The sequence below is a fragment of the Streptomyces sp. NPDC093795 genome (assembly GCF_044764665.1).
Classification (GTDB): Bacteria; Actinomycetota; Actinomycetes; order Streptomycetales; family Streptomycetaceae; genus Streptomyces.
On sequence record NZ_JBIWIO010000003.1, the window covers coordinates 217,113 to 240,851 of the forward strand.

30 protein-coding genes are annotated in these 23,739 nt (G+C 73.1%); 12 read left to right on the plus strand and 18 right to left on the minus strand.

What is annotated here, in order from left to right; all coding sequences use genetic code 11:
• The first annotated feature begins 66 nt into the window (after nt 1-66).
• Nucleotides 67-495 carry a nuclear transport factor 2 family protein gene (locus tag ACIRB7_RS09805; protein ID WP_403594930.1) on the plus strand — a complete coding sequence of 143 codons (429 nt, stop codon included), beginning with the start codon at nt 67-69 and terminating at the stop codon, nt 493-495.
• Between the two features lie 229 nt (nt 496-724).
• Nucleotides 725-1,228 carry an STAS domain-containing protein gene (locus ACIRB7_RS09810; RefSeq protein ID WP_403594933.1) on the plus strand — a complete coding sequence of 168 codons (504 nt, stop codon included), beginning with the start codon at nt 725-727 and terminating at the stop codon, nt 1,226-1,228.
• On the opposite strand, the gene ACIRB7_RS09815 is transcribed toward ACIRB7_RS09810, so the two are convergent.
• On the minus strand, nt 1,168-1,830 hold the full coding sequence (locus tag ACIRB7_RS09815; RefSeq protein ID WP_403594936.1) for a response regulator: 663 nt from the start codon (nt 1,828-1,830) through the stop codon (nt 1,168-1,170). The genes ACIRB7_RS09810 and ACIRB7_RS09815 overlap by 61 nt on opposite strands.
• Before the next feature lie 202 nt (nt 1,831-2,032).
• Here ACIRB7_RS09815 and ACIRB7_RS09820 point away from each other — a divergent pair, with 202 nt between their 5' ends.
• Both ACIRB7_RS09820 and ACIRB7_RS09825 read left to right on the plus strand, forming a co-directional pair.
• Nucleotides 2,033-2,158 (plus strand): hypothetical protein, encoded by a 126-nt coding sequence (locus tag ACIRB7_RS09820; protein ID WP_403594939.1) that lies wholly within the window; start codon nt 2,033-2,035, stop codon nt 2,156-2,158.
• Between the two features lie 57 nt (nt 2,159-2,215).
• Nucleotides 2,216-2,599, plus strand: coding sequence for a VOC family protein (locus ACIRB7_RS09825; RefSeq protein WP_403594942.1), 384 nt, complete (start codon nt 2,216-2,218; stop codon nt 2,597-2,599).
• A 44-nt stretch (nt 2,600-2,643) separates the two neighbouring features.
• Here the strand turns inward: ACIRB7_RS09825 and ACIRB7_RS09830 are convergent, their stop codons facing one another.
• Both ACIRB7_RS09830 and ACIRB7_RS09835 read right to left on the minus strand, forming a co-directional pair.
• Nucleotides 2,644-3,114 carry an anthrone oxygenase family protein gene (locus ACIRB7_RS09830; RefSeq protein WP_403594945.1) on the minus strand — a complete coding sequence of 157 codons (471 nt, stop codon included), beginning with the start codon at nt 3,112-3,114 and terminating at the stop codon, nt 2,644-2,646.
• Entirely contained in the window at nt 3,114-3,560 is a 447-nt protein-coding gene (locus ACIRB7_RS09835) for a nuclear transport factor 2 family protein (protein WP_403594948.1), read from the minus strand. The genes ACIRB7_RS09830 and ACIRB7_RS09835 overlap by 1 nt, the downstream gene beginning before the upstream one ends.
• Before the next feature lie 89 nt (nt 3,561-3,649).
• Here ACIRB7_RS09835 and ACIRB7_RS09840 point away from each other — a divergent pair, with 89 nt between their 5' ends.
• Complete coding sequence (locus ACIRB7_RS09840; RefSeq protein ID WP_403594951.1) at nt 3,650-4,300, plus strand: TetR/AcrR family transcriptional regulator; 651 nt, start codon at nt 3,650-3,652, stop codon at nt 4,298-4,300.
• 48 nt (nt 4,301-4,348) lie between these two features.
• Here ACIRB7_RS09840 and ACIRB7_RS09845 read toward each other — a convergent pair whose 3' ends face one another.
• The gene (locus tag ACIRB7_RS09845) at nt 4,349-4,717 is read right to left on the minus strand and encodes a winged helix-turn-helix transcriptional regulator (RefSeq protein ID WP_403594954.1); all 369 of its coding nucleotides are present in this window, start codon (nt 4,715-4,717) and stop codon (nt 4,349-4,351) included.
• A gap of 95 nt (nt 4,718-4,812) precedes the next feature.
• On the opposite strand from ACIRB7_RS09845, the gene ACIRB7_RS09850 reads away from it, so the two are divergent.
• Nucleotides 4,813-5,478: an NADPH-dependent F420 reductase gene (locus tag ACIRB7_RS09850; protein WP_403594957.1), complete on the plus strand. Its 666-nt coding sequence runs from the start codon at nt 4,813-4,815 to the stop codon at nt 5,476-5,478.
• A gap of 82 nt (nt 5,479-5,560) precedes the next feature.
• Here ACIRB7_RS09850 and ACIRB7_RS09855 read toward each other — a convergent pair whose 3' ends face one another.
• Nucleotides 5,561-5,950, minus strand: coding sequence for a hypothetical protein (locus ACIRB7_RS09855; RefSeq protein WP_403594960.1), 390 nt, complete (start codon nt 5,948-5,950; stop codon nt 5,561-5,563).
• Complete coding sequence (locus ACIRB7_RS09860; protein ID WP_403594963.1) at nt 5,947-6,531, minus strand: TetR/AcrR family transcriptional regulator; 585 nt, start codon at nt 6,529-6,531, stop codon at nt 5,947-5,949. Before ACIRB7_RS09860 ends, ACIRB7_RS09855 begins: the two co-directional genes overlap by 4 nt.
• Nucleotides 6,532-6,675: 144 nt before the next feature.
• On the opposite strand from ACIRB7_RS09860, the gene ACIRB7_RS09865 reads away from it, so the two are divergent.
• Nucleotides 6,676-7,278, plus strand: coding sequence for an isochorismatase family protein (locus ACIRB7_RS09865; RefSeq protein WP_403594966.1), 603 nt, complete (start codon nt 6,676-6,678; stop codon nt 7,276-7,278).
• A 31-nt stretch (nt 7,279-7,309) separates the two neighbouring features.
• Here ACIRB7_RS09865 and ACIRB7_RS09870 read toward each other — a convergent pair whose 3' ends face one another.
• The 3 genes from ACIRB7_RS09870 to ACIRB7_RS09880 all read right to left on the minus strand — a co-directional run bounded on the left by ACIRB7_RS09870 (nt 7,310) and on the right by ACIRB7_RS09880 (nt 10,572).
• Nucleotides 7,310-8,086, minus strand: coding sequence for an NADPH-dependent F420 reductase (locus tag ACIRB7_RS09870; protein ID WP_403594969.1), 777 nt, complete (start codon nt 8,084-8,086; stop codon nt 7,310-7,312).
• Between the two features lie 4 nt (nt 8,087-8,090).
• Complete coding sequence (locus ACIRB7_RS09875; RefSeq protein ID WP_403594972.1) at nt 8,091-9,011, minus strand: carbon-nitrogen hydrolase family protein; 921 nt, start codon at nt 9,009-9,011, stop codon at nt 8,091-8,093.
• A gap of 85 nt (nt 9,012-9,096) precedes the next feature.
• Nucleotides 9,097-10,572, minus strand: a complete 1,476-nt coding sequence (locus tag ACIRB7_RS09880; RefSeq protein WP_403594975.1) for an APC family permease — start codon at nt 10,570-10,572, stop codon at nt 9,097-9,099.
• 125 nt (nt 10,573-10,697) lie between these two features.
• Here ACIRB7_RS09880 and ACIRB7_RS09885 point away from each other — a divergent pair, with 125 nt between their 5' ends.
• Entirely contained in the window at nt 10,698-11,474 is a 777-nt protein-coding gene (locus ACIRB7_RS09885; protein WP_403594978.1) for a TetR/AcrR family transcriptional regulator, read from the plus strand.
• A gap of 29 nt (nt 11,475-11,503) precedes the next feature.
• Here ACIRB7_RS09885 and ACIRB7_RS09890 read toward each other — a convergent pair whose 3' ends face one another.
• Nucleotides 11,504-12,034 (minus strand): carboxymuconolactone decarboxylase family protein, encoded by a 531-nt coding sequence (locus tag ACIRB7_RS09890; RefSeq protein ID WP_403594981.1) that lies wholly within the window; start codon nt 12,032-12,034, stop codon nt 11,504-11,506.
• A 442-nt stretch (nt 12,035-12,476) separates the two neighbouring features.
• Nucleotides 12,477-13,310: an AraC family transcriptional regulator gene (locus tag ACIRB7_RS09895; protein ID WP_403594984.1), complete on the minus strand. Its 834-nt coding sequence runs from the start codon at nt 13,308-13,310 to the stop codon at nt 12,477-12,479.
• On the opposite strand from ACIRB7_RS09895, the gene ACIRB7_RS09900 reads away from it, so the two are divergent.
• Complete coding sequence (locus tag ACIRB7_RS09900) at nt 13,309-13,794, plus strand: DUF2000 family protein (RefSeq protein ID WP_403594987.1); 486 nt, start codon at nt 13,309-13,311, stop codon at nt 13,792-13,794. The two genes, ACIRB7_RS09895 and ACIRB7_RS09900, sit on opposite strands and share 2 nt — an antisense overlap.
• Nucleotides 13,795-13,936: 142 nt before the next feature.
• Entirely contained in the window at nt 13,937-15,997 is a 2,061-nt protein-coding gene (locus tag ACIRB7_RS09905) for a SpoIIE family protein phosphatase (protein WP_403594990.1), read from the plus strand.
• A gap of 20 nt (nt 15,998-16,017) precedes the next feature.
• Here the strand turns inward: ACIRB7_RS09905 and ACIRB7_RS09910 are convergent, their stop codons facing one another.
• The 7 genes from ACIRB7_RS09910 to ACIRB7_RS09940 form a co-directional block, all read right to left on the minus strand.
• The gene (locus ACIRB7_RS09910) at nt 16,018-17,979 is read right to left on the minus strand and encodes an ABC transporter permease (RefSeq protein WP_403594993.1); all 1,962 of its coding nucleotides are present in this window, start codon (nt 17,977-17,979) and stop codon (nt 16,018-16,020) included.
• 102 nt (nt 17,980-18,081) lie between these two features.
• On the minus strand, nt 18,082-18,915 hold the full coding sequence (gene modA / locus ACIRB7_RS09915) for a molybdate ABC transporter substrate-binding protein (RefSeq protein ID WP_403594996.1): 834 nt from the start codon (nt 18,913-18,915) through the stop codon (nt 18,082-18,084).
• A 99-nt stretch (nt 18,916-19,014) separates the two neighbouring features.
• The gene (locus ACIRB7_RS09920) at nt 19,015-19,410 is read right to left on the minus strand and encodes a molybdopterin-binding protein (protein ID WP_403594999.1); all 396 of its coding nucleotides are present in this window, start codon (nt 19,408-19,410) and stop codon (nt 19,015-19,017) included.
• Between the two features lie 112 nt (nt 19,411-19,522).
• Complete coding sequence (locus tag ACIRB7_RS09925; protein ID WP_403595002.1) at nt 19,523-20,008, minus strand: Lrp/AsnC family transcriptional regulator; 486 nt, start codon at nt 20,006-20,008, stop codon at nt 19,523-19,525.
• A 2-nt stretch (nt 20,009-20,010) separates the two neighbouring features.
• A complete protein-coding gene (locus ACIRB7_RS09930) occupies nt 20,011-21,030 on the minus strand; it encodes an iron-containing redox enzyme family protein (RefSeq protein WP_403595004.1) in 1,020 nt (339 codons plus the stop codon).
• Nucleotides 21,027-21,344 (minus strand): CDGSH iron-sulfur domain-containing protein, encoded by a 318-nt coding sequence (locus tag ACIRB7_RS09935; protein WP_403595006.1) that lies wholly within the window; start codon nt 21,342-21,344, stop codon nt 21,027-21,029. Before ACIRB7_RS09935 ends, ACIRB7_RS09930 begins: the two co-directional genes overlap by 4 nt.
• Nucleotides 21,345-21,426: 82 nt before the next feature.
• Nucleotides 21,427-22,149 (minus strand): HemK2/MTQ2 family protein methyltransferase, encoded by a 723-nt coding sequence (locus tag ACIRB7_RS09940; RefSeq protein ID WP_403595009.1) that lies wholly within the window; start codon nt 22,147-22,149, stop codon nt 21,427-21,429.
• Between the two features lie 169 nt (nt 22,150-22,318).
• On the opposite strand from ACIRB7_RS09940, the gene ACIRB7_RS09945 reads away from it, so the two are divergent.
• Nucleotides 22,319-22,879: an SRPBCC family protein gene (locus ACIRB7_RS09945; protein ID WP_403595012.1), complete on the plus strand. Its 561-nt coding sequence runs from the start codon at nt 22,319-22,321 to the stop codon at nt 22,877-22,879.
• A 145-nt stretch (nt 22,880-23,024) separates the two neighbouring features.
• The gene (locus ACIRB7_RS09950; RefSeq protein WP_403595015.1) at nt 23,025-23,708 is read left to right on the plus strand and encodes an HAD family hydrolase; all 684 of its coding nucleotides are present in this window, start codon (nt 23,025-23,027) and stop codon (nt 23,706-23,708) included.
• Nucleotides 23,709-23,739 lie beyond the last annotated feature (31 nt).

The window sequence follows — 23,739 nt, forward strand, 5'->3', positions numbered from 1 at the left end:
CGGGACGCGAGCGATGCGGTTAGCTGCCTCTGCACCTATTCAACAAGTTGCATATGGAGGCGTCTGATGCATCCGTTCCGCAAGGCCGTGGAGGCCCAGGACCACGCCGCCGTCGAGGCACTGCTCGCCGAGGACGTCGTCTTCACCAGCCCGGTCGCCTTCCGCCCGTACCCCGGCAAGGCCATCACCGCCGCGATCCTGCGCGGAGTCATGCGCGTCTTCACCGACTTCCGGTACGTCCGCGAGATCGCGAGCGCGGACGGCCGGGACCATGCCCTCGTCTTCGTCGCGAAGGTCGGCGACAAGGAGATCAACGGTTGCGACTTCCTCCACTTCGACGAGGAGGGCAGGATCGACGACTTCACCGTCATGGTCCGGCCCCTCTCGGCCGCACAGGCGCTCTCCGCCGCCATGGGTGCCCAGTTCGACCGCATCACGGCGGAGGCCTTGGCGGCGACGCCTGGGGGAGCCGACCAGTCGCACACGGCGGGCTAGCGGACTGGCGGGCAGACGGTCAGCGGTTCGGACTTCGACGGCGTCGTCAGGGAAGTGGGGCGTACGGGCGCCCCGCTCGTCCTCCTGTGTGGATCTCGGCCGTACGGACGGGACCTGGCGGCCCGCACATTCACCGATTCAGGTGACAGCTGCCGAGGCGAAACGTCCCTCCCCGGCGAGGGGCGGCCACGCTCGAAGCTACACATGGAGCCACCCTGTGGAGCGTCCGATGCAGCTGATCCCCCGTCATGACCCGTACCTCGTCGTCCACTCGACCGGCGATCTCACCGTCGCCGCCCTCCGGGGCGAGCTCGACCTCGTCCTCGTACGGCACCTGCGGCCCGAGCTCGACGCCCTCGTCCGGGAGTCCGACGCCCTGACCCTCGACATCCGGCGCCTCACCTTCTGCGACGCCACCGGGCTCGGCCTCCTCGCCCACTGCGCCGGGCGCACACGACAGCGCGGCGCGCGCTGGAGACTCGTCTGCGACCAGCCCCGGATCCTCCGGCTCATCCGCCTCACCGCGCTCGACGACCTCCTGCGCCCGGAGGCGCCGCTGCCGGACGACCTGCCCGACCCCTGGCCGGACGGGCCGTCGGACGACCTGCCGGATGCCCTGCCGGGCGGGCTTCCGGGCGTGCTGCCGGACGGCCCGTCGTTCGGCCTGGTCGCTCAGTCGGAGCCGGCCGGGCTCCGGCTGTCCGGGCCCGGCGTGACGAGACCCGTCTCGTAGGCGGCGATCACGGCCTGGGCCCGGTCGCGCAGCCGGAGCTTCGACAGGATGCGGGCGACATGCGTCTTCACCGTCGCCTCGCTCACCCGGAACCGCGCGGCCAGCTCGGCGTTGCTGAGGCCGCGCGCCAAAGCTTCGAGGACCTCCAGCTCGCGCGGCGTGAAGGCGGCCAGTTCACGGTGCGGGGCGCCCGGACGCCCACCGGAGACGGCGAAGCGCTCCACCAGTCTGCGGGTGATCGCCGGGGCGAGCAGCGCGTCACCGGAGCGGACGAGACGGACCGCCGCCGTCAGGTGCTCCGGCGCCACGTCCTTGAGCAGGAAGCCGCTCGCGCCCGCGTCGAGCGCCGCGTACACGTACCGGTCGAGGTCGTAGGTGGTGAGGACGACGATCCTGGGCGGTGCCGGCTCGTCCGCGACGATGCGGCGGGTGGCCTCCAGACCGTCGGTGCCCGGCATCCGGATGTCCATCAGGACGACGTCCGGCCGGGTCCGTCGCACGGCCCCCACCGCCGCCTCGCCGTCGGCGGCGAGGATCATCCTGAAACCGGTGCGGACCAGCGCCTGTTCGTCGACGATCACCACACGCGGAGCGTCGCTCACGGAGCCTCCCACGGAATCACCGCCCGGACCCGGAACCCGCCGTCCGGGTGCTCCACGGTGACCGAAACGCGTGCGCCCGCCGCGTGCTTCACCACGTTCACCGGCCTGGTGGCGGGCGCGCTCGGGGTGCCGCTCGGCGTGGCGCTCCACCACTGGGTGATGCCGGCGATGGGCCGCGCGGTCGGCGCCGGCCGACATCGACGTGTACACCACGCCCCTGCTCGCGCTCCTCGCGACCGCCGGCGTGGTGATCGCGACGGCCGGCGCCCTGCTGCCGGCCGGCTGGGCGGCCCGCACCGCCACGGCACGGGCCCTCCGGGCGGAGTAGGCGCGCCCACTCCGGGGCTCTCGGACTTCACGCGGAGCCCCTCATACACTGACAGGCATGGCATGCCGCATCAGTGAACTGGTCATCGACTGCGCCGACCCCGAACGGCTCGCCGCATTCTGGAGCGAGGTCCTCGGTTACGTCGAACTCGGCCGGGAGGACGACGGAAGCATCGAGATCGGGCCGCCCGACGCCGGTTTCGGCGGTCCGCAGCCCACGCTCATCCTCAGCCCCAGTGGCGACCCGCGGACCGGGAAGCTCCCCCTCCACATCGACGTCAACCCCACCGACCGCGACCAGGAAGCCGAGCTGGAGCGGCTGCTGGCGCTGGGCGCAAGGCCCGCCGACGTCGGTCAGGACGGCACCGAGAACTGGCACGTCCTGGCCGACCCGGAGGGCAACGAGTTCTGCCTCCTGCGCAAGCGGCTCCCGCCGCTCTGACGCGCCCCTCTCCGTCTCCGGTGCCCCCGGCGCCTCCCGCGCCGTCAGGCCGGGTCGCCGCGACGGAGCGAGAGCAGGATCAGCAGCGCGAAGGCGGCGAACGCGGCGGCTGTGCGGGCGTAGTTGAACACCTCCCAGCGGGCCAGGATCTCGGCGTGGTCGGCGGGGGCAGAGGTGACCGCCCACTCCTTGATGCGGCCGTTGATCGGGACGTTGCCGAGGCGGGTGATCAGGAAGGACGCGATGGCGAGGAGCCCGGCCCCGCCGGCCAGCCACCGGGCGGACCCGCGCGTCATGGCGGCGAGCGTGAGGGCGCTGAGCGCGGAGATGCCCATGGCGCCCTGCATGGTGATGCCGTTCATCTGCATCAACTGGGCGTGGAAGGACAGCCTCATGTCGAGCGGTACGGCGTTGAAGGTGGGAACGAGGTTGGCCGCTCCGTAGCCGAAGGCGCCGGCGAGGGCCCCGGTGGACAGCAGGGCGAGGCCCTGGACGACTCGGACGCGTGGGGCCATCACTTCTCGGTCTCCGATGCGACGGTGGTGACGGCGGCGGCGGCGGCGGTGGTGGCGGGGACGGGGATGGGTCGGGTGAGCTGTTCGGCTCGGCGCAGCAGGCCGTCGGGGGTGAATTCGGCGAACATGTGGACCCGGGTGGAGACCGGTCCGCCCTTGCGCATCCGGGCGTGGATCGTGAAGCGGGCCGCGATCCGGTCGCCGTCCGCGAACGCCTCGTGCACCTCGAACCGGAACGCCCGCAGGTTTCTGCGGACCGGGCGGAGGTGGGCGAGGAGGCGGTCCCAGTCCAGGGTCACGCCGTCGGCCACCTGGACGACATCGTGCGTGTAGTACCGGGACATCAGGTCGGCGGGGTCCTCCGCACCGTGCACCACGGCTTCGGTGAAGGTCGTGAGGAAGTCGGCGACGAACTGACCGGGGGGTGTGGTGCGAAGAGGGTTCACCGTGCTCCTGCCGTGCGTGGGGCCTGGGCTGAACTCTTACATGCCCGTAAGATATAGGGAGCCATGTATTTCTGACAAGGGTGTAAGAGTTGACTGCTGCCGAGCCCACCGACGAAGAGAGTCCCGGCGCGTCGCCCCGGGCGTCGCGGCCCCGCCGCCGCGCCGACGCCGAGCGCAGCCGGGCCGCGGTCCTGGACGCCGCGGTACGCCTGCTGGCCCGGCGGCCCGACGCCGGAATGGCCGCCATCGCCGCCGAGGCGGGGGTGACCCGCCAGACCGTCTACGCGCACTTCGGCACGCGGGACGCACTGGTCGACGCCGTCGCCGACCGGATCACCGACCAGGCCATGGCCGCGATGGACGAGGCCGAGGAGGAGGGCGGGCCCGCGCTGGACTCGCTGCTGCGGCTCCAGGACATCGGCTGGCGGCTGTTCGCACGCAACCCGGTGCTCCTCCAGGTCGGGGGCACCCGCGTCGGCGCCTCCGCCGACGAGACCCGGCACGAACCCGTCGCGGCCAGGCTCACCCGACTCGTCGAACAGGGCCAGGCGTCGGGGGAGTTCGACCCCGCACCCCCCGCCGGCTGGCTGGTGGCCGCGGTCACCGCCCTCGGCCACGCGGCGGGAGACGAGGTCGGGGCGGGCCGCATGCCGGTGGAAGAGGCGGCGACATGGCTCCGCGCCGCCACCCTCGCCCTCCTGGGAGTCGACCCCGGGGAAGAGGCGCGCCAGACCTCATGAGGCTCTGGATCTCATAAGGCTCCAGACCTCAACACGCTCCAGAGCTCCTCACGCTCCAGGCCTCGTCACGCCCAGGACCTCGTGGCGCTCCTGGGCGGCCATCACCTCGTCACCGTGCTCGAAGGCCCGTGCGCCGAACGCGTCGATCGGTCCGAGCAAGGTCCGCCCCAGGGGCGTGAGTACGTACGTGACGCGGGACGCCGCAGCCGTCCGGCGCTCCACGAGTCCGTTGTACTCCAGTCGCCGCAGCGTCTCGGTGAGGACCTTGGAGCTGATCCCGCCGATCCGGTCACGGAGTTCACCGTGGCGGCTGGGCCCGTCCCGAAGCGACCAGAGCACCACCGAGTTCCAGGTGTTCGAGAGCAGGTCGAAGGCGAGGCGAGCGCGGCAGTCGGCCAGGTATCCGTCGGAAGTCACGTACCAGATGGTGCCCGAACCGCTCCCTAGTGTCGTTCCGGATGCGCCGGCCGCCGTCAACGGGACGGCGGCGGGCGCGGCGAGAGGACGGAACCATGAGGATCGGCGTACTGGGGACGGGGAACATGGCCCAGGCGCTCGCCACCCACTGGGTGCGGGCGGGGCACGAGGTGCTCGTCGGCGGCCGTGACGAGCGGAGGGCTCGCCTTCTCGCGAGCCGGCTCGGCGGCGGTGCGCGGTACGGGGACCTGGGCGAGGCGGCCGGCTTCGGCGAGGTCGCCCTCGGCGCGCTGCCGTACGGCGCAGGGGCGGATGTCGTCGGGGGCGTACGGGACCGGCTGGACGGGCGGGTCCTGCTCGACTGCTCCAACCCGGTCGGCCCCGGCTTCCGGCTGCTGACGGACGGTGGGCCCTCGGCGGCCCTGCGGCTGGCCCGGGCGGCCCCCGGCGCGCGGGTCGTCAAGGCCTTCAACCTCTGCCACGAGGACGTCTGGCGGATGACTCCGCCGGTCTTCGACGGACGGCGCCTCACCGTCCCGCTCTGCGGCGACGACGCGTCGGCGCTCGCCCGCGCGGAGGAGCTGGTCCGGGACGCGGGCTGCACGCCGGTGGCCGGCGGCGGTCTCGACCGTGCGGGCCTCCTGGAGGCGACCGCCGCGCTCTTCATCGGCCTGTGGGTCGGCGAGGGCGCCGACGCCCAGGCCATCGCACCGCCCCTGGCGTTCGCCACGGGACCGGGAGGCGAGGGGGCAGGTGCCTAGGGACAGGCCGTAACGCCCGGCGGACCGAGGGCGGGACAGGGCTCCACGACAGCTCCAGCGGGCCCCTTGTGCCGCGCGGCGGCTAGGGCGTACGCGCGGCACCCGCAATGGTCAGGACCGCGACCGGCAGGAGGAGAATCCACTGCGGCAGCCGGAGCAGTGGCTTCGGCCAGTCGACCGACAGCGTGACGACCAGGAAGGCGACCGCGTACGCCACGAAGTGCGCAGCCACGAACCACGCCATCAGGCCGGTCGCTGACGTACCGTCCGCCAGCGCGAGGTGGACCAGGGCGGCTGCGGAGAGCACCAGGTCGATGCTCACCATGTGCCACACGGCATGAAGGACGCGCTTGGGTTCGTCTGCGAGTCCGCAGGACAGCAGCGGGCGCACGACATCCCGGTGCCCGCCGATGATGTGTGCCGCGGCCACACCGAACGTGGTGATGCCCGCTGCGAGAAGCCAGCCGTTCATGGGATCTTGATTCCTTCGGCTATGACAGCAGCCAGCCGGCCGGCCAGCTGACGGTCGGGTTGTTCCCCGACCAGACCGACGTGGAAGAACACGGCTCCTGCCAGTGTGTCCAGGACCAGATCCACGGGGGTGTCGGCCGCGATCTCCCCGCGTGCCACGGCACGTTCGAAGACGATCAGCAGTCGCTCCTTCGAGGGGGCCAGGAAGTCGCCGCGGATGCGAGCCTTCAGCACCGGATCGGCGGCGAAGTCGGCGAGCAGCCCGGGGAGCGCGGCTGCGGCGGCAGGTGCGTGGAACTCGTCGACCAGGCCGCGCAGCAGTGCGGTCAGGTCCCCGGTCAGCGTTCCGGTGTCCGGGGTCGGAGCATGGTCGGTGGTCGTGAACACGGCCTCGAAGACCAACTCCGGCTTGCCCCGCCACCGTCGGTAGACCGTGTCCTTGCCGACACCGGCACGGGCGGCCACCGCCCCGATCGACGTCGCGGCGTAGCCGACCTCGATCAACAGCTCTGTGGTCGCGCTGACGATCGCCTCGTGCGAACGGGGGTCCCTGGGGCGTCCTCTGAAGGAGGGAGAGCTCATAGAGATTTACGATACGGGTCGACCCGTTTGGTAAGCAACCCTAGCGCCGTACGAGAGAGGACTTCCCTATGCCGAGGGCGCAGCCTGCGGGCGGGCGGGCGAAATACCGTGGCCGTGGGGGCGCTTGGGCGTGATGATGGCCGGATGGACCAGCATGGTGACACCGCCCCGCCGCACGCGCGGCCCGTCGACGCGCTCATCGTCGTGGACGTGCAAACGGCCTTCGTCGTCGGTGACGGGGCCGTGCCCGGGGCCGTACGGCTCGTCGACCGTACGGCCGACCTCATCGCGCGGGCCCGGCAGGGCGGGGCGTTCGTCGTCCATCTCCAGAACGACGGGGACCCCGGCGCGGAGGACGAACCGCACACGCCGGGCTGGGAGCTCCACCACCCCGTCCGGCACGGGCCGGCTGAGGTGGTCGTCCGCAAGCCGTACGACGACGGCTTCCGCGAGACCCCACTCGGCGGCCTGCTCGCGGACGCCGGCGTGCGGGCGGTCGCCGTCTGCGGCGTGATGTCCGAGATGTGCGTCCAGGCGACGGCCCGTACGGCCCTGGAGCGCGGCTACCGTGTCGTCGTGCCGCACGACGCCCACGCGACCCAGGACGTCCCGGCCGCGCCCGGGATCAGCGGGGTCGTACCGGCCGCGACGGTCTCCCGGGTGGCGGCGTACGCCCTCGGGAGCGACGCGGAGGTGACCGTGCCGGCCGCCGCCGTCACGTTCACGGCGCCGGCCGGCGCGCTCTGAGGACGTCGGAGGGGCCCGGCGGCGGTCGGCGTCAGCCCCTGAACGCCTCCGAGCGCTCCGGGGAGGCCCCGGCCAGCGCCTGCGTCACCGCGTCCACGCCCTCCCGGAGGCCGTACACCGGGGTGTTCGGCTGCTGGCGCCAGGACTCGTCGATGCCGCCCGCGTCCACGGTGTCGAACCCCAGCTCGTCGATGAGGAGCCGCACCTTCTTCTTCGCGGTCTCGTCGTCCCCCGCCACGGGCAGGGCGAGCCGCTCGGGGTCACCTGCCGGGCGGGGGCGATCCAGGATGTCCTGCGCGTAGGTGCCGTTGAACGCCTTCACCACCGGGTGGCCGATCTGCCGCTCCGTCCACCGGCTCTCCGTGAGGCCCTCGTCCTCGATGGCGTCGATGCGGCCGTCGCGCTCCCGGGGGTAGTAGTTGCCGGTGTCGATGACGACGAAGTCTTCGGCCGCGCCGTCGAGGAGCCCGGCCGGGAGGTCCGGGACGTTCTTCAGCGGGACGGTGACGACGACGACCTCCGCGCCCCGCGCGGCCTCCGAGGCGTCGACCGCGGTGGCGCCCGTCTCCTCGACGAGCGCGGCGAGGGTCTCCGGGCCGCGGGAGTTGGCCACGGACACCTCGTGACCGAGGGCGGTGAGACGACGGGTCAGATTGCCGCCGATGTTGCCGGCGCCGATGATGCCGATCTTCATGGTGCTTCCTTCTGTTCCGGCTGTACGCGACCACGGACTGTCCTGGGCCGCCTCCGAACGGATACGTCGGCGGCGGCCACGCCACCACGTCAACGGATCACACCCGCGCCTCATTCCGTCAGCCGACGGCGCCGCCCAGGGGGCCGTCGAGTCCCTGCTCGTCCCGATCGACGACCGGTGCCCACCCCGGGGTGCGGAACGTTCCGCCGTACATCGGGAGGTGGATCTCCTCCCCGTAGCGGGCGAGCTGGGACCAGGGGCGGTTGAGTCCGCTGGAACCGTGCTGCCGGACCCGGGCCACCGTGTCGAGGTCCAGGACGTCGACGAGGATTTCTTCCCCGGGGCCCGCCTGCTGGCGGACGATCCCTTCCGGGTCGACGAGGGCGCTGGCGCCGACGCCCGCGGGATCGGCCGTGTTGACGTTGAGTACGTACACCTGGTTCGTCCACGCGTTGGCTCGGGCGCACACCAGCTCCATCTCCCGGTCGCGGGTCGTGGTGAGGGTCGGCTGCACCACGATCTCGGCGCCCAGCCAGGCCAGTTGGCGTGCGGTCTCCGGGAACGAGCCGTCGTAGCAGATCGCGAGGCCGACCCGGCCGGCGCCGGGGATGTCGAAGACGGTGAACTCGGTGCCGTGCGCGGTCCTTTCGTACGGCTGCCAGGGGAAGATCTTGCGGTAGCGGGCGACGATCTCGCCCTCGGGGGAGACGGCCACGGCGGTGTTGAAGATCCGGCCGTCCTCCGCTCGCTCGAAGAGGGTGCCCGGGATCAGCCAGAGGCCGGTCTCGCGCGCGAGCGCGCACACCCGGTCGGTGGCCGGGCCGGGAATCGGCTCGGCGATCTGTTCCATCCAGCCCTCGGGGGACGGCCCGAGCAGCGGGCCCTCGGCGGCGAGCAGCAGCTCGGGTACGACGACGAGCTGGATGTGCGGGAAGAGGGACCGGGTGGCGCGGACCTGGTCGGCGTACCGCTGCCAGGTCGCTTCGAGGTCGTACGGGACGGGGGCGGTCTGCAGGGCGGCGACGGCGAGAGTGCGCATGGGGCGGTGGGTCCTTGGTGAGAGTCGTGAGGGAGAGGGAGTGGGTGGGGGGGGGGAGGGCGCGCGGTGCGGTGGCCCGTGGTGGTCAGTCCTCGGTGGTGACGAGCCGGGCGGTCACGGTCGTACGACCCGTGCGGAAGAAGACCGGGAAGCGGGCCCTGGCGGTGAGGACGGCCAGCCCTCCGGCGGCGAGCGAGCCCGCGCCGAGCAGGAACACGCCGCCCACACCGTGGAACGAGGTGCTGCCGTAGGCGGGGTCGATCATGTCGTACGCGCTGCGGGCGAAGGCCGCGAACATGAGCAGGCCTCCGGTGAGCGGCAGCACCCCGCGCAGCAGCAGGGAGCGCGGTGAGTCGCGCAGGCGCTTGCGGAAGTACCAGACGCAGGCGAGCGCCGTGGTGCCGTAGTAGCAGGCGATGAGCAGCCCGACGCAGAGGATGGCGTCGCCGAGGAAGTCGCGGGAGATCAGGGAGAGCGCCACGAGCACGGTGGCTGTCGCCGAGCCGAAGAAGAGCGTGCCGAAGGCGGGCGTGCGGTGCCGGGGGTGGATGCGGGCGAACACGGCGGGCAGTGCGCCGTGCGTGGCCATGGAGAGGGTGCCGCGGGGGCTGCTCACGAGGCAGGTGAGCAGGGCGGAGGCGGCGGAGACGCAGACGGCGAGCTCCATCACCTTGGCGAGCGCCGGCCCGAGGACCGGTGGGGCGAGGGAGGCGAGGACGTCGGTGGCGTTGTCGGGGTTGCCGAGTCCGATCCCGGCGGTCCCCGTCCCGGCGAAGGACAGGGCGGCGAACGCGGTGAAGAGGTACGTGCCGAGCAGGACGAGGGTGGAGATGACGGCGGCCTGGCCGGGGACGCGGCCGCTGTCGCGGGTCTCCTCGTTGGTGGTGATCAGCGCGTCCCAGCCCCAGTAGATGAAGAGGCAGAGCAGTACCGCCTGCGCGAACGGGCCGAAGCCGTCGACGGCGAGGGGGTTGAGCCAGCTCGCGGAAGGGGCCGCGGCACCCTCGCGGACGAGCGCGGCGGTCCCGAAGCCGAGGAGGGTGAGCAGCTGGAGGCCGAGCAGGACGTACTGGACGCCGGCCGCGAGCCGCAGGCCCCGGCGGGCGACGGTGGTGAGGACGGCGATCAGCAGCACGGCGACGGCGGTCACGGCGATGCCGTCGCCGGCCACCCCGTCGAGCCCGAGGAAGCTGAGCAGATAGCCGGCGCTCACCTGGGCGAGAGCGGCCATGGCGATCAGGGTGGCGATCTGCGGGACCCAGCCGCCGGCGAGCCAGCCGGTCCCGGAGCCGAACGCCCGGGTGTTCCAGACGAAGGTCGTACCGCAGTCGGGCATCTCGCGGTTGAGCTCGCGGAAGGCGAAGGCGGTGAGCAGGATCGGCACGAAGCCGAGGAGGAGCGCGGCCGGGGCGAGGTCGCCGACGACCAGGGCGACGGCGCCGAGGGTGACGGTGATGCTGTAGGCCGGGGCGACGGAGGACAGGCCGAGCGCGACGGAGGAGAGGAGGCCGAGGGAGCCGCTGCGGAGTCCCTTGTCCGTCCTGCCGGGGGGCGTCGTCATTGACGTACTCCTGGGGAGGGGGAGTTTTGTTAAATGCAGATTTAAGAGATGGGGTCTGTGTACGTCAAGGTCTAGGGGATATTGTTTGAATCTGTATGTAGGAGACGGTGAGAGGTGAGGGCGCGGTGGCGGCGAAGTCCACGAGGGCGAAGAAGGCCGGCGGCGGGGGGAGGGAAGCCCGCAGGGCCGAGCTCGCGGAGGCGGTGCAGCGTGCCCTCCTCACCCGCGGGCTTGAAGGGCTGCGGCTGCGCGATGTCGCCGACGAGGCCGGGGTCACGCCGGCCGCGGTGCTCTACTACGGAGACCTCGACGCCCTCGTCCACGAGACCTACCAGCAGGCCATCGCCCGCTACAGCCGGGACCGCGAGGCCGCCGCGGACGGCTTCACCGACGCCCGGCTCAAGCTGAGGGCCTGCATCGACCAGGGCGTCGCCGCCGGACCGGACGACGCGCTCACCCGGCTGCTCTTCGAGTACTGGCCACGGTGTCTGCGTGACGCCAAGGCGGCGGCTCTCGACAGCGCCCTGACGGAACGACAGATCTCCGTCTACGCCGAGATCCTCGTCCTGGGCAGAGCGCAGGGGTACTTCGTCCTCCAGGACCCCCCGCGGCTGATCGCCGCCAACTTCGTTGCGATGGAGGACGGTTACCAGATGGAGGTCCTGGCGGGCCGCCGCACCCGCGGAGAGGTGATCGCCGCCCTCTCGTCGTACGCCCGCGCGGTCACGGGCCACGACCCGAGCGCTCCGGTCGACGGGGGCCCGGAGGGGGGACGTGCCGGCGGGGGGCTGGAGGGCGAGCGTGTCGACGGGGGGCCGGAGGGCGAGCGTGTCGACGGAGGGCCGGGCGGACGCCTCGACGCGGGCCCGCAGGATGGCGGCGGCGGCCCCGGGGGCCGCTGACCCCGCCCGTTCCGTGGCTCTCCGTCCCGTCAGTCCTCGGGCTTCGGCTGGATACCCGCGAGCAGGTTGAAGGCGCCCGTCAGGAGGTTGAGGGTGACCACGCCCACCACCTCCGCGATCACCCGGTCGCTCCAGCCGTGCCCCCGCACCTCGGCGACGTCGTCGTCCGACAGGGACCCCGGCTCGGCGAGGACCCGGAGCGCCAGGCCGATCAGGGCGGCCTCGCGCGGGTCGGTCGACGTGCCCTGGCGGGCCAGTTCGATGTCGGTCTCGCTCAGGCCCGCCGCGCGGCCGGCCTCCCGGTGCGCCTCGCGGCAGGTGCCGCAGCCGATCCACTCCTGGACCGCGAGCGACAGCTTCTCGCTCAGGGCGCGAGGGATCCTCACCCGTTTCATCGCCCGGGACAGGCTCAGATAGCCGTCGAGCAGCGCAGGTGAGTGCGCCATCGTCGACACCATCTCCCCGACGGAGCCGTGCCGTTCGACGATGTCCGTCAACAGCTCGCCCGCCCTGCCCGGTGCCTGCTCAGGGGTGAGCGCGGTCAGTCTTCTCGTGGTCATGGAGCCTCCTCGATATACCCGTAGGGGGTATAACGAGGAGGGGGTGGAGGAGGTTCCCGGGGCCCCGGTCCCCATACCGGTCCCGGCCCCGGCCTCGTCCGCCCGCTCAGCACCCCGAGCAGCCCCCCGACGACGAGCAGCGGGAACGGCGCGGCGAACCCCTCGACCAGCTCCACCACGGGCCGCCGGGCGAGCGGCCGTACGAGCTCCTCAGTCGGCAGCGGGATTCGGCCGTCTGTGCCACCCGGGGCGCCGCCGGGAGCAGGGCAGAGTCCGGCCTCGGAGCGCGCGGCGAGGCCGGACGGGCCCGTCCCGCACGGCAGACACCGCTGGCCGGACACGGCAGACACCGCTGGCCGGATCAGTACGCCGGGACGCGAGGTTGTCCCCAGGTACCGGGCCGTTCGGCGCTGGTCGCCCCTCCCGGAGAGGTGTCTCCGGCTCACCCGCCCGGCGGAACGTGGCCAGTTGTCGCCACGGGTACGCCCTTTCGGGCGAAGCGCCCGGGGGTCGTACCGACGAGCCGCTTGAAGGAGCGGCTCAGATGCGACTGGTCGTAGAAGCCCGTCGCCGCCGCCACCTCCCCGGGCGGCTGCCCGTCGAGCAGCAGCCGACGGGCCCGGTCGAGCCGGCGGGCCGTCAGGTACTGGTGCGGCGCGATCCCGAAGGTCCCGCTGAACGCCCGTACCAGGTGCGTGGGATGGGCGTGCAGGAGCCGCGCGGCCTCGTCAAGGGTCACCCCCTGGAGCAGCCGGGCGTCGAGGAGCTCACGCAGCCGGTGGGCCACCCGGGGATCGGCCGGACGCGCGCGCGTGGCCGGACGCGGCCTGAGGTGGGTGCGCAGCCGTTCGTGGATGAGGGCGAGGCGGCTCTGCGCCTCCAGATCCCCGCCCCGGTCCGCGAGTGCGGCGTGGAGTTGGCCCACGCGCCGGCGCAGCAGCGGATCGACGAGGTCGGGCCCGTCCGCCGCGGCGCCGATGAAGCTCTCGTCCAGCTGGCTGAGGTCCAGGTAGAGGACCCGCTTGCGAAATCCGTGGGGTGTGGCGGGCGATCCGTTGTGCGGCACCTGCGGCGGGAGCAGGGACACCGTGTCGGCCGGCGTGCCGCGCTCGCGCCGGTTCAGGTCGTAGCGGACGACGCCGTCGTCGACGATGAGAAGCGTCCACACGTCATGGACGTGCATCGGGTACGTGTGCGCGGTGAAATGGGCGTGGAAGACCTCCACGATCCCCGGAACGCGCGGGCGCCACGCCGTGACCTCCTGCCGTGCCGCCATGCAAGGAATGTACAAGACGGGCCGGGCGGGCGATCGGCAGTCTCGGAGCATGACGACCACGACCGACGCCCCCGTCCGCTTCGACACCAAGATCGCCGTCCTCCTGCGGGAGGACCTGGAGACCTGGCAGCGCCTGAACGTGACCGCGTTCCTGGTCAGCGGCCTCGGCCCCGAGCTGCCCGAGGTGATCGGCGAACCGTACGCCGACGCCGACGGCACCCCTTACCTGCCCATGTTCCGGCAGCCCGTCCTGGTCTTCGAGGGCACGAAGGAGACCCTGGCCGCCGCGCACGCGCGCGCACTCTCCCGCTCGCTCCCGCGGGCGCTCTTCACCGCGGACCTCTTCACCACCGGCAACGACCGGGACAACCGCGCCGCGGTACGGGCCGTGGGGAAGGACCGGCTGGACCTCGTGGGTCTGGCCGTGTACGGGCCGCGCAACGCGGTCGACAAGGTACTCAAGGGCGCCCGGATGCACCCCTGACACCCGCACAACCGGAGAACTCGAGGAAGACAACGCCCCCATCGATCGGCCGCACTGCGCAGCGCCCCCCTCGCGTACTCGGCTAGGGTGATTCGATAGGGAATCGCCCCCCCGGGGCCGGGCCGATGCGTAGGTCGATGCGTTGGAGACTCACCAGTCGTCGAGCAGGGTTCCGCAGCCGCCCCGGGCGGCCGTCGGGGACGCGGGCGTGCTCCGTGAGCTGCTGCCGATCGCCCTGTGGCGGGAGGACGCCGACGGCCACATCGTCGAGTGGTCGCTCGCCGCCCAGGACCTCCTCGGCCACCGCCCCGAGCACGTCCTCGGACGCCTCGCCACCCCGCTCCTCGTCCCCGACGCCAACCGTGAACTCGCCGAGCGGCTCACCCACCGCGTCCAGGCGGGCGAGACCATGGTCGGCACGCTCCCCGTCCGCCACCGCGACGGCCACACGGTCGCCATGGAGATGTGGATCGTGCCGGCCGCCGACCCGGCGGGCCGGCCGGGGGCGATGCTCATCGCGGTGGAGACCTCCGAGGTCCTGCGCATGCGGGAGAACCTGGCGGCGATGGAGAGCCTCTTCACGCAGTCCCCGATCGGTCTCGCCCTGCTCGGTCCCGACCTGCGGTTCCTGCGCGTCAACGACGCCCTGGCCCGGATGAACGGAGTCACGGCCGCCGAGCACGTGGGCCGCCGCCTCACCGAGGTCGTGCCCGGCGTCAACGCCGACTCGCTGGAGTCCCTGATGAGCCAGGTCCTCCACAGCGGTACCGCCGTCGTCGACGCCCGCCGGGTCGGCCGTACCCCCGCCGACCCCGACCGCGACCACATCTGGTCCTGCTCGTACGCCCCGCTGATCGACCGCACCGACCGCCGGTCCCTCGGCCTGATCGCCTCCCTCGTCGACATCACCGAGAGCCAGGAGGCGCACACCGAGGTCGAGCGGGCCCGGCACCGCTTCGCGCTGCTCGCGGAGGCCGGGGCCCGCATCGGCACCACCCTCGACCTGAAGCAGACGGCGGAGGAGGCGGTACGTTTCCTCGTGCCGCAGCTCGCCGACTCCGCGGACGTACAGATGCTGGAGTCCGTCCTCGAGCCGGACGACCCGGCGGCCTCCGCCCGCGGGGTGCTGCGACGGCTCGCGGCCCGCTTCCCCGACCCCACGGCCCCTACGTCGATGCTCGCCCCCGGTCAGACCTTCCAGCTCCCGCTGGACTCCGTGTACGAGCAGGTCGTCGCCCGCGGCCGGCCCACCAACCTCTACACGTCCGACATCCCGGCACTGTTCACCGACCCGCGCACCGAAGCCCTCCGCACCTACTTCGCCACCCGGATCGGTTCGGCGCGGCTCGTGCCCCTGGTGGCCAGGGGCCAGGTGCTCGGTGCGGTCACGGTGACCCGGCTGCGGACCCGCGAGCCCTTCGACGCGCAGGACTGCGTCCTCATCGACGAGGTCGTGGCCCGCGCCGCCCTCAACATCGACAACGCCCGTCTCTACACCACCCAGCGGGAAGCCGCCCTCACCCTCCAGCGGAGCCTCACCAACAGCGAGCTGCCCGCCGTCGCCGGGCTCGAACTCACCGGCCGCTACCTGCCCGCGAGCGCCCATGACGTCGGCGGCGACTGGTACGACGTGATCGCCCTGCCGGGCGGCAGGACGGGGCTCGTCATCGGCGACGTCATGGGGCACGGCATCCACGCGGCGGCCGTCATGGGCCAGTTGCGCACGGCGGTACGGACCCTGGCCCGCCACGACATCCCGCCGGCGCGGATGCTCAGCTCCCTCGACGCCGTCGTCGCCGACATCGGCGAGGACACCATGGCGACCTGCGTGTACGCCGTCCACGACCCGGCCACCGGCGGCTGGGTCATCGCCCGCGCCGGCCATCCGCCACCGGCCGTCGCGACCCCGGACGGCACCATCACCTTCCTCGACGGACCGCCGGGGACCCCGCTGGGCACCGGCGCCCACGACTTCGGTACGGAGGAGGTCTCCCTGCCGGCGGGCGGACTCCTCGTCCTCTACACGGACGGTCTCATCGAGGCGCGCGACCGTGACCTCGACGAGGGGATGCGGCAGCTCGCCCAGGCGCTCCGGCACCTCGACCAGCCCCTGGACACGCTGTGCGACGAGGTCCTGGACCAGCTCCTCGCGGGCCCCGCCCAGGACGACGTGGCGATGCTGCTCGCCCGTACGACCCGCTGAGACGCCACCCGTAGGGGAGTTCACAGGGGTACGACGGTCACCTCGGTCGCCTTGACGCCCGTCCAGACCGGCACCCCGTCCGCGAGGCCCAGTTCGGCGGCGGCCTGCGGGGTGATCTCGGCGACGAGCGCGGGCGCCCGGTCCGAGGTGACGAGGACCCGGAGCCGGCTGCCGCTCGCGGTGATCTCGCGTACGGTCCCGGGCCAGACGTTACGGGGGCTCCCGCCGGGCCTCTCGCGGTGCACGGCCACGGCCTCGGGCGCGATGATCGCGAGGGCGGGCGTTCCCGGCGGCGGCTGCTCGGCGGTGACGAGGGTCCCGCCCCCTTCGAGGTCCAGGCCCGTGGCGGTGGCGGTCCCGGGCCACGCGTTGCGGCCGAGCATGCGGGCCACCCACGGCGAACGGGGATGACGGGACACCTCGGCGGGCGAGGCGTCCTGGAGCGGCCGGCCGTCCTGGAGGACGAGGACGCGGTCGGCGAGGGACACGGCTTCGACCGGGTCGTGGGTGACGATCAGACAGACACCGCCGAAACCGGCGAGGTGGCTGCGCAAGGTGTGCCGGACGTGGGCGCGGGTGGTCTGGTCGAGGGCGGCGAGCGGCTCGTCGAGGAGCAGCAGCCGGGGCCGCGCGGCCAGCGCCCGCGCCAGGGCGACCCGCTGGGCCTGGCCGCCGGACAGCTCGGCGGGCCGGCGGTGGGCGAGATGGCCGACACCGAGGCGGTCGAGCCAGCGCTGTGCCTCCCGGCGGGCCTCGGCGCGCGGCACTCCGCGCGCGCGCAGCCCGTACGCGGTGTTGGCGAGCGCGGACAGGCGCGGGAAGAGCGCGCCGTCCTGCGGGACCCACGCCACCTGACGGCGGTGCGGCGGCAGCCCGGTCACGTCGGTGTCGCCGAGCCGCAGCACGGCATGGGCCCGGGGGGTGAGCCCGAGGAGGGCGCGGAGCAGGGTCGTCTTGCCGGCGCCGTTGGGGCCGACGACGGCGATGGTGGTACCGGGTTCGGCGTCCAGGACCAGCTCGGTGAAGCCGTCGACCTGGGCGTGCAGCGCCCATCGGTCGCCCGGCCCGGGAACCCTGTCCTGCGTCTCAGGGCCTTGCGCGGCGGGCACGGCTGCCGCCTGCCCGATGGCCTCGTCGACCGGAACCACCGGCGTGGGGGTACGGCGAGCGGACGGCCCGCCGGTCCAGTTGCCGCGCAGCGCGAGGAGCACGGCCATGGCGATGGCGAGCAGCAGCAGCGAGACGGAGGTGGCGGCCTCGGGCTCCTCCTGGAGCAGCAGGTAGACCTGGAGCGGGAGGGTCTGGGTGGTGCCGGGCAGGTTCCCGGCGAAGGTGATCGTGGCGCCGAACTCGCCCAGCGCCCGCGCCCAGGTCAGCGCGGCACCGGCGAGCAGCCCCGGAGCGACCATCGGCAGGGTGACGGTGAAGAAGACCCGGACCGGCGAGGCGCCGAGCGACGCCGCCGTCTCCTCGTACCGGGGGCGCAGACCGGCCAGCGCGCCCTCCAGGCTGATGACGAGGAACGGCATGGCGACGAACGTCGCGGCGACCACGGCCCCCGAGGTGTGGAAGGGCAGTGTCACCCCGAAGGTGCTCTCCAGCCAGGGGCCGACGAGTCCGCGGCGCCCGAAGGCGAGCAGCAGGGCCACGCCGCCGACCGTCGGCGGCAGCACCATGGGCAGCAGGACGAGGGACCGGACGATCGCCTTCCCGCGGAACGGCACCCGGGCGAGCAGCCAGGCCAGCGGCACCCCGAGCAGCAGCGAGAGACCGAGCGCCCAGAAGGAGACGACCAGGGACAGCGTGAGGGCCTCGACGGTGGCGGGACTCGTCAGATGCGCGCCGAACGCTCCCCATTCGGTGCGGGCCAGGACCCCGACGAGCGGCAGCAGCAGGAACGCGACGGCGAGCAGCGCGGGTACGGCGAGGAGGAGCGGGGCGCGGGCAGCGCGCCCGGGGGGCCGACCGTGGAGGCGTTTCATCGTTCGTTCCAGGCGTCGAAGGAGCGGGGGAAGGGCGGGAGAACGGGGGCGGGGGCTGTCCGTCCCCCCGGACGCGGACACCCCCCACACGCGCTTCCGGGACTACGGCTTCTGGAAGCCGGCGTCCTGGAGGATCTTCTGCGCCTCGGGCGAGGACAGCCAGGCGACGAAGGCCGCCGCGGCCGCCGCGTTCTCGGAGTCCTTGATCGTGGCGGCGGGGTAGGCGGCGATGGCGTTCTGCGCGTCCGGGATCTCGACGGCTTCGACCTTGTCCTTGGCGCCCTCGGCGTCGGTGCGGTAGACGAGCCCGGCGTCGGCCTCGCCCAGTTCGACCTTGCTCAAGACGGCGCGGACGTTCGGCTCCTGGGAGACCGGCCTCACCGTGATCTTCTGGGCGTCGAGGATCTTCGCGCTGTACTTGCCGGCCGGGACCTCGGGGGCGGCGAGGACGACCTTGAGCTTGGCGTCCGCGAGGTCCTTCAGCTCGTCGACCTTGAACGGGTTGCCCTCGGCGGTGGCGATGACGAGCCGGTTCCTGGCGATGACGGTCGGGGCGCCGGTGTCGGCCTTCACCTTGTCCATGCTCTTGGTGTCGGCGGTGACCAGGGCGTCGGCGGGGGAGCCCTGGGCGACCTGGGCCACGAGCTCCTGCGAGCCGGCGAAGGAGAAGGTGATGCTCGTGCCGGGGTGGGCCTTCTCGTACGCGGCCCCCGCGGTCTTGAACACATCGGTGAGGGAGGCGGCGGCGAGCACCGTCAGCTGGGCCGCGGGCGCTCCGGAGCCCGTGGAGCCGGAGGCCGGGGACCCGGTGCTGGGCTTCGACGTTCCGTCCTGGGGGCCGGTGTCGCTGCCGCAGGCAGCCAGCGGCAGCAGCAGTCCGGCCGTGGCGGCGACGGCGAGGGCCCGGCGGCCGGTGAGGGAGCGGATGTGGCGCATCAGGGTGGGACTCCTTGAACGCGGGGCGGCGCTGCCGCCCGGACAGGTGGGGGAGCCGGACAGGGGGCTCCGGACCGGGGGCTCTGGACCGGGGCGGGATCAGGTCCGGTCGATATGCACGCTGGTCGACTTCACGCGGGCGGTGGCCTGCATGCCGACCTCAAGGCCCAGCTCCTCCACGGCCTCGCGGGTGAGGAGCGACACGAGCCGGTGCGGCCCCGCCTGGATCTCCACCTGCGCGGCGATGTCGCCGAGCTTCACCGCCGTGACGATGCCGGGGAACGCGTTGCGCGCCGAGGTGTACGGCACGTCCTCGTCGCCCGGGCCGTTCTGCGCGACCTCGACGGAGAAGGCGGCCAGGTCGCGGCCGTCGATGAGACGCCGGCCGTTCTCGTCGCGATGGGTCGCGACCCGGCCGGCGTCGGCCCAGCGGCGTGCGGTGTCGGGGCTGACGCCGAGCAGACGCGCCGCCTGTCCGATGGTGTAGGACTGCATGTGCGACACGTTAGGCGGCATGAGCTCTCATCTGCAATGAACTGGGGATCATCTCATCGCATCTGCCAACCCGCCTGGAGGAATCACCAAGAGGGCGGTCAGGGGCGAGGTCTCAGCGAGGGCCGGAGCCCGCCCGCCGCCCCACCGCCTCGACCAGCGGCAGCAGCCGGTGCGCCACCCGCTCCCGCAGCGCGATCTCGGTGCGGGTGCGGACCACTCCCGGCAGCTGGATCAGACGCTGGATGACGTCCTCCAGGTGTCCCGCGTCCCGGGCCACCACCCGGGTGAGCAGATCCCCGCCGCCGGTGATGGAGAAGGCCTCCACGATCTCCGGCACGGTCGCGAGCGCGTCGCCGACCTCGTCCAGATGCCCCTGGGTCACCTCGATGTGCACGAACGCGAGCACCGGGTGTCCCAGGGCGGCGGGGGAGAGGACCGGGCCCGTCGCGGTGATCACGCCGTCCCGCTCCAGACGGTCCATCCTGGCCTGTACGGTGCCCCGCGCCACCCCCAGGATCCGCGCGTACTCCCGCACGCTCGTCCGCGGCTGCTCGATGAGCAGCCGCAGGATCCGGGTGTCGAGCTCGTCCACCGCCATGCTCAGCCGGCTTCCTCGGAAGGGGTCCGCAGCGCGCTCTCGCCCCGCGACCAGGCGCCCACCAGCCGACTGGTCAACCGCTCGTCCAGGAGGCAGGTCGCGGCGATGCCGAAGGTGACCTCGGGCGCGAGTTCCGGTTCGTCCTCGAGGAGGCCGCTCACGACCTCCCTGCGTACCACCTGCTCGTGGACGGCGTCCGCCTCCACGTGCTCGTCGTAGTACCGCTCCGCCGCCGGCCCCGCCCCGGACCGGCGCAGAGCGGCGGCGAGCCGCGAGGCGGCGGGCGACGAGGTGATCTCCAGGACGGCGAAGTGCCCCACGAGCGCCCCGCGCAGCCTCCGGTGCAGGCCGAACAGCGACATCAGGTTCGAGGCCGCGAGCGTCTCGGCGCCGGCCAGGTCCGCGTACCGCCCGTACGACGGGTCGAGACCCAGAGCCGTCATGAGGTCCGCGTAGAGCCCGGCGTGCATCCTTTCCGTCCGTCCGCTGCCGTACTCGTCGTACGCGATCGCCACCATGGCCGCCTTGGCGCGCCCCCGCAGCCGGGGGACGACCCAGAGCTGCGGATCGGTCTCCCGGAGCTGCGTCACGGAGCGCAGCACCGCGTGCTCGCGCAGCTGCCACGGCTCCCCCTCGGACATGAGGAAATAGGAGACGCCGGTGCCCTCGGCCGGTTCGACGAGCAGGGCGGCCAGCGCCTCGTCCACATCCGGCCGGTCGTGGCAGTCGTGCCGCAGCGCGCTCTCGAAGCGGTGCTCCAGAAGGGCCCGCGTCCCGAGCAGGCCGGCATCCCATTCGAGCGTGTCGGGAACACCCTCGAAGCCCTGGTAGTGCTGCTCGTAACAGAGGTGGAGGGCGAGCTGCAGATCCTCTCCGTACGGGGAGCAGCGCGCGATCCGTGCCTCGCTGGGCAGCTCCCCGGCGCCGCCCCCGAGCAGCCGTTTTCGAACGGCGTACGACACGTCGCCGCGCGCCTCGGGCACGGGGGGCGCCGCCCTCGCGAGCGGCGGGACGACAGTCATGGGGTACCGGCCTCCTCGGTCGGTTCGCCGGGCGCGCGCGTCGTCGTGGTGCGGGAGCCGCGCCTGAGGCGGGGGCGGTGGCTCGTGTCGCAGAACGGCGCCCGCAGGCTCCGGCGGCAGGTGCACAGGGCCATCATGGGGCGGTCGCAGTGGACCACCGACCCGTCCGGCATGACGATGTCCGCCGGCCCCTCCATCAGGAGCGGGCCCTCGGCGAGGGGCTGGACCCGGGGGGCCGGGGTGCGGGGACCGGCGGGCTCGGACGCGTCCCGCTCGTCCCGCCGGGGGGCGTTCCCGTCAGGGGAAGCAGACATCACACACCACCGATCGCGTGAACTTCACGGACGTCGCGCGACTGCCCGGGCCGCCGCGCCGCAACCACGGCCTCCGTACCCATCACGGCCTCCACGCGCGGATCACCACGAGCTCTTCCGTGCGCGCGCCCGCCGGGATCAGGCCCTGGTCCGCCAGCCAGTCCGAACGGGACGACAGCACCGGCCCGAAGGACTCCGTACGACGGTCCACGACACGGGCCTCCAGACCGCGCCGCACGAGCGCCTCCAGAGTGGCGTCGACGCCCGACAGCGACGACTGGACGAGCAGCAGGACGCCCGAGGGCGTCAGGAGCCGCGGTGCCCGCGCGCAGACCCGGTCGAGGAGCAGCCGGCCGTCGGTTCCGGCGTCCCAGGCCCTTCGCGCGCCCCGGGCGGGCACGTCCGGGTCCTCACTGGGCACGTACGGGGGGTTCACGGTGACCAGGTCGAAGCGTTCGCCGGGCACCGCCGCGTCCAGGTCGCCGCGCAGGACCCGGATCCGGCAGCGGTGCAGCAGGGCGTTGAGCCGCGCGGTGGTGATCGCGGAGCGTGAGATGTCGACGGCGGTGGCCCGGGCGCCGTGCCGGGCGGCGACGAGGGCGAGCGCGCCGGTGCCCGTGCACAGGTCGAGCGAGCGTGCGCCCGGCCGCAGCTCCTCGCGCCGTACGTGCGCCGCGAGCAGGCCGGTGTCCGTCTGGGGCGCGTACACGCCGGGGAGACGCCACACCCGCGGGATGGACGCCGACGGCGCGAGGCCGTCCACCGGCGCGAGCGCTTCCCCCGCACCCGTCGTCAGTATCTTCATCTCCGGTCTCCTTCTGTCGTGTCGTCCGCGAATACCCCTGAGCTGCTCCGCCATGCCAGGTCCCCCCGCCGAGGCCGACGCGTCGTCCTCGTACGCATGAGGTGCGCTTCGTCGGGTACGCGCGGGTTGATCGCGAAACAGACCGTGACGACTCGGAGGAGGAAGCACCATGAGCAAGGTCGAGCAGACGATCGATGTCGACGTACCGCTGCGGACCGCGTACAACCAGTGGACCCAGTTCGAGGAGTTCCCGAAGTTCATGGAGGGCGTCGAGGACGTCCGCCAGATCGACGACCGGCACAGCCACTGGCGGACCAAGGTGGCGGGCGTGCGGCGTGAGTTCGACACGGAGATCGTCGACCAGCTGCCCGACGAGCGGATCTCGTGGCGGACGGTCGCGGGGGACACCAAGCAGAAGGGCGTGGTGAGCTTCCAGCCGCTCGACGCCGAGCACACCCGCGTGCGCCTCGCCATGGACGTCGAGGCCGACGGCATGATGGAGAAGGTCGGGGAGGCGGTCGGTGTTCTCGACCGGCGCGTCAAGGGCGACCTGAAGCGGTTCAAGGGCTACGTCGAGGAGCACGGCCACGAGACCGGTGGCTGGCGCGGCCGGGTCCGTCCGGCGGACGCCGACACCGCCCAGGGCACCACGGGCGGCCTGATGGACGAAGGCCCCGGACCGGTACGACGGGACTCCGGCCCCGAGGACCCGGGCATGGGCCGGCTCTGACCGAACGGCCAGACACCTCTGGCCGTACGCCCACCCCGGGCGCCCACCCCGGGCGCACGCCCACCCCCGGGCGCACGCCCACCCCCGTCCGAACGACCATCCCCGACCCCACGACGGCCCCGGCCGCTCGAAGGGAGCCCCGGACATGGACCGCGTCGCGCTCTTCGACGTCGACGGAACCCTCGTCGACTCCAACGCCCTGCATGTCGTCGCCTGGTGGGAGGCCCTGCGCCAGGGTGGACACCACGTCCCCACGCACGCCGTCCACCGGGCGATCGGCCTGCCGGGAGAGGACCTCCTGGAGCACCTGCTCGGCCCCGGGAGGGACCGGTCGCAGGACGGGCGTCTCAGCGGCGCCCACGACGCCCTGTACGGGACGTACTTCGAGCGGCTCACCGCCTTCGACGGCGCCGCGGACCTGCTGCGGACCCTCGCGGGAAGCGGCTGGAAGGTCGTGCTCGTGACCTCGGCCAAGGACCGGGAACTCGACGCGCTGCGACGGGCCCTGGACGCGGACGACGCGATCACGGCCACGGCCACGGCCGACGACGTCGAAGAGGGCAAGCCCGCCCCGGACCCCGTCGAGCACGCGCTCTCCCTGGTGGGAGGGAGCGCGGACGGGGCCGTCTTCGTCGGCGACAGCGTCTGGGACATGAAGGCCGCCGGCCGCGCCGGCGTGGTCTGCGTCGGGCTGCTGTGCGGCGGCCTCCCACGGGAGGACCTGACGGAGGCGGGCGCCGCCGCCGTGTACGACGACGCGGCCGACCTCCTCTCCCATCTCGGCACCGGCCCGCTCGCGAGCGGCCACGCCGTCGCCGACTCCGCGTAGACGCCGGACCGGCCGACCGCCCCCGAGAGGA

Bases quoted from the DNA above. Each gene is read 5' to 3' on its own strand.
- ACIRB7_RS09920 (WP_403594999.1), bottom strand. From the start codon at position 19,410: ATGCAGTCCTACACCATCGGACAGGCGGCGCGTCTGCTCGGCGTCAGC.
- ACIRB7_RS09870 (WP_403594969.1), bottom strand. From the start codon at position 8,086: ATGAGGCGCGGGTGTGATCCGTTGACGTGGTGGCGTGGCCGCCGCCGA.
- ACIRB7_RS09855 (WP_403594960.1), bottom strand. From the start codon at position 5,950: ATGAACGGCTGGCTTCTCGCAGCGGGCATCACCACGTTCGGTGTGGCC.
- ACIRB7_RS09860 (WP_403594963.1), bottom strand. From the start codon at position 6,531: ATGAGCTCTCCCTCCTTCAGAGGACGCCCCAGGGACCCCCGTTCGCAC.
- ACIRB7_RS09940 (WP_403595009.1), bottom strand. From the start codon at position 22,149: ATGAAGATACTGACGACGGGTGCGGGGGAAGCGCTCGCGCCGGTGGAC.
- ACIRB7_RS09950 (WP_403595015.1), top strand. From the start codon at position 23,025: ATGGACCGCGTCGCGCTCTTCGACGTCGACGGAACCCTCGTCGACTCC.
- ACIRB7_RS09810 (WP_403594933.1), top strand. From the start codon at position 725: ATGCAGCTGATCCCCCGTCATGACCCGTACCTCGTCGTCCACTCGACC.
- ACIRB7_RS09875 (WP_403594972.1), bottom strand. From the start codon at position 9,011: ATGCGCACTCTCGCCGTCGCCGCCCTGCAGACCGCCCCCGTCCCGTAC.
- ACIRB7_RS09830 (WP_403594945.1), bottom strand. From the start codon at position 3,114: ATGGCCCCACGCGTCCGAGTCGTCCAGGGCCTCGCCCTGCTGTCCACC.
- ACIRB7_RS09865 (WP_403594966.1), top strand. From the start codon at position 6,676: ATGGACCAGCATGGTGACACCGCCCCGCCGCACGCGCGGCCCGTCGAC.
- ACIRB7_RS09910 (WP_403594993.1), bottom strand. From the start codon at position 17,979: ATGAAACGCCTCCACGGTCGGCCCCCCGGGCGCGCTGCCCGCGCCCCG.
- modA (WP_403594996.1), bottom strand. From the start codon at position 18,915: ATGCGCCACATCCGCTCCCTCACCGGCCGCCGGGCCCTCGCCGTCGCC.
- ACIRB7_RS09805 (WP_403594930.1), top strand. From the start codon at position 67: ATGCATCCGTTCCGCAAGGCCGTGGAGGCCCAGGACCACGCCGCCGTC.
- ACIRB7_RS09945 (WP_403595012.1), top strand. From the start codon at position 22,319: ATGAGCAAGGTCGAGCAGACGATCGATGTCGACGTACCGCTGCGGACC.
- ACIRB7_RS09850 (WP_403594957.1), top strand. From the start codon at position 4,813: ATGAGGATCGGCGTACTGGGGACGGGGAACATGGCCCAGGCGCTCGCC.
- ACIRB7_RS09825 (WP_403594942.1), top strand. From the start codon at position 2,216: ATGGCATGCCGCATCAGTGAACTGGTCATCGACTGCGCCGACCCCGAA.
- ACIRB7_RS09925 (WP_403595002.1), bottom strand. From the start codon at position 20,008: ATGGCGGTGGACGAGCTCGACACCCGGATCCTGCGGCTGCTCATCGAG.
- ACIRB7_RS09935 (WP_403595006.1), bottom strand. From the start codon at position 21,344: ATGTCTGCTTCCCCTGACGGGAACGCCCCCCGGCGGGACGAGCGGGAC.
- ACIRB7_RS09880 (WP_403594975.1), bottom strand. From the start codon at position 10,572: ATGACGACGCCCCCCGGCAGGACGGACAAGGGACTCCGCAGCGGCTCC.
- ACIRB7_RS09900 (WP_403594987.1), top strand. From the start codon at position 13,309: ATGCAAGGAATGTACAAGACGGGCCGGGCGGGCGATCGGCAGTCTCGG.
- ACIRB7_RS09890 (WP_403594981.1), bottom strand. From the start codon at position 12,034: ATGACCACGAGAAGACTGACCGCGCTCACCCCTGAGCAGGCACCGGGC.
- ACIRB7_RS09895 (WP_403594984.1), bottom strand. From the start codon at position 13,310: ATGGCGGCACGGCAGGAGGTCACGGCGTGGCGCCCGCGCGTTCCGGGG.
- ACIRB7_RS09930 (WP_403595004.1), bottom strand. From the start codon at position 21,030: ATGACTGTCGTCCCGCCGCTCGCGAGGGCGGCGCCCCCCGTGCCCGAG.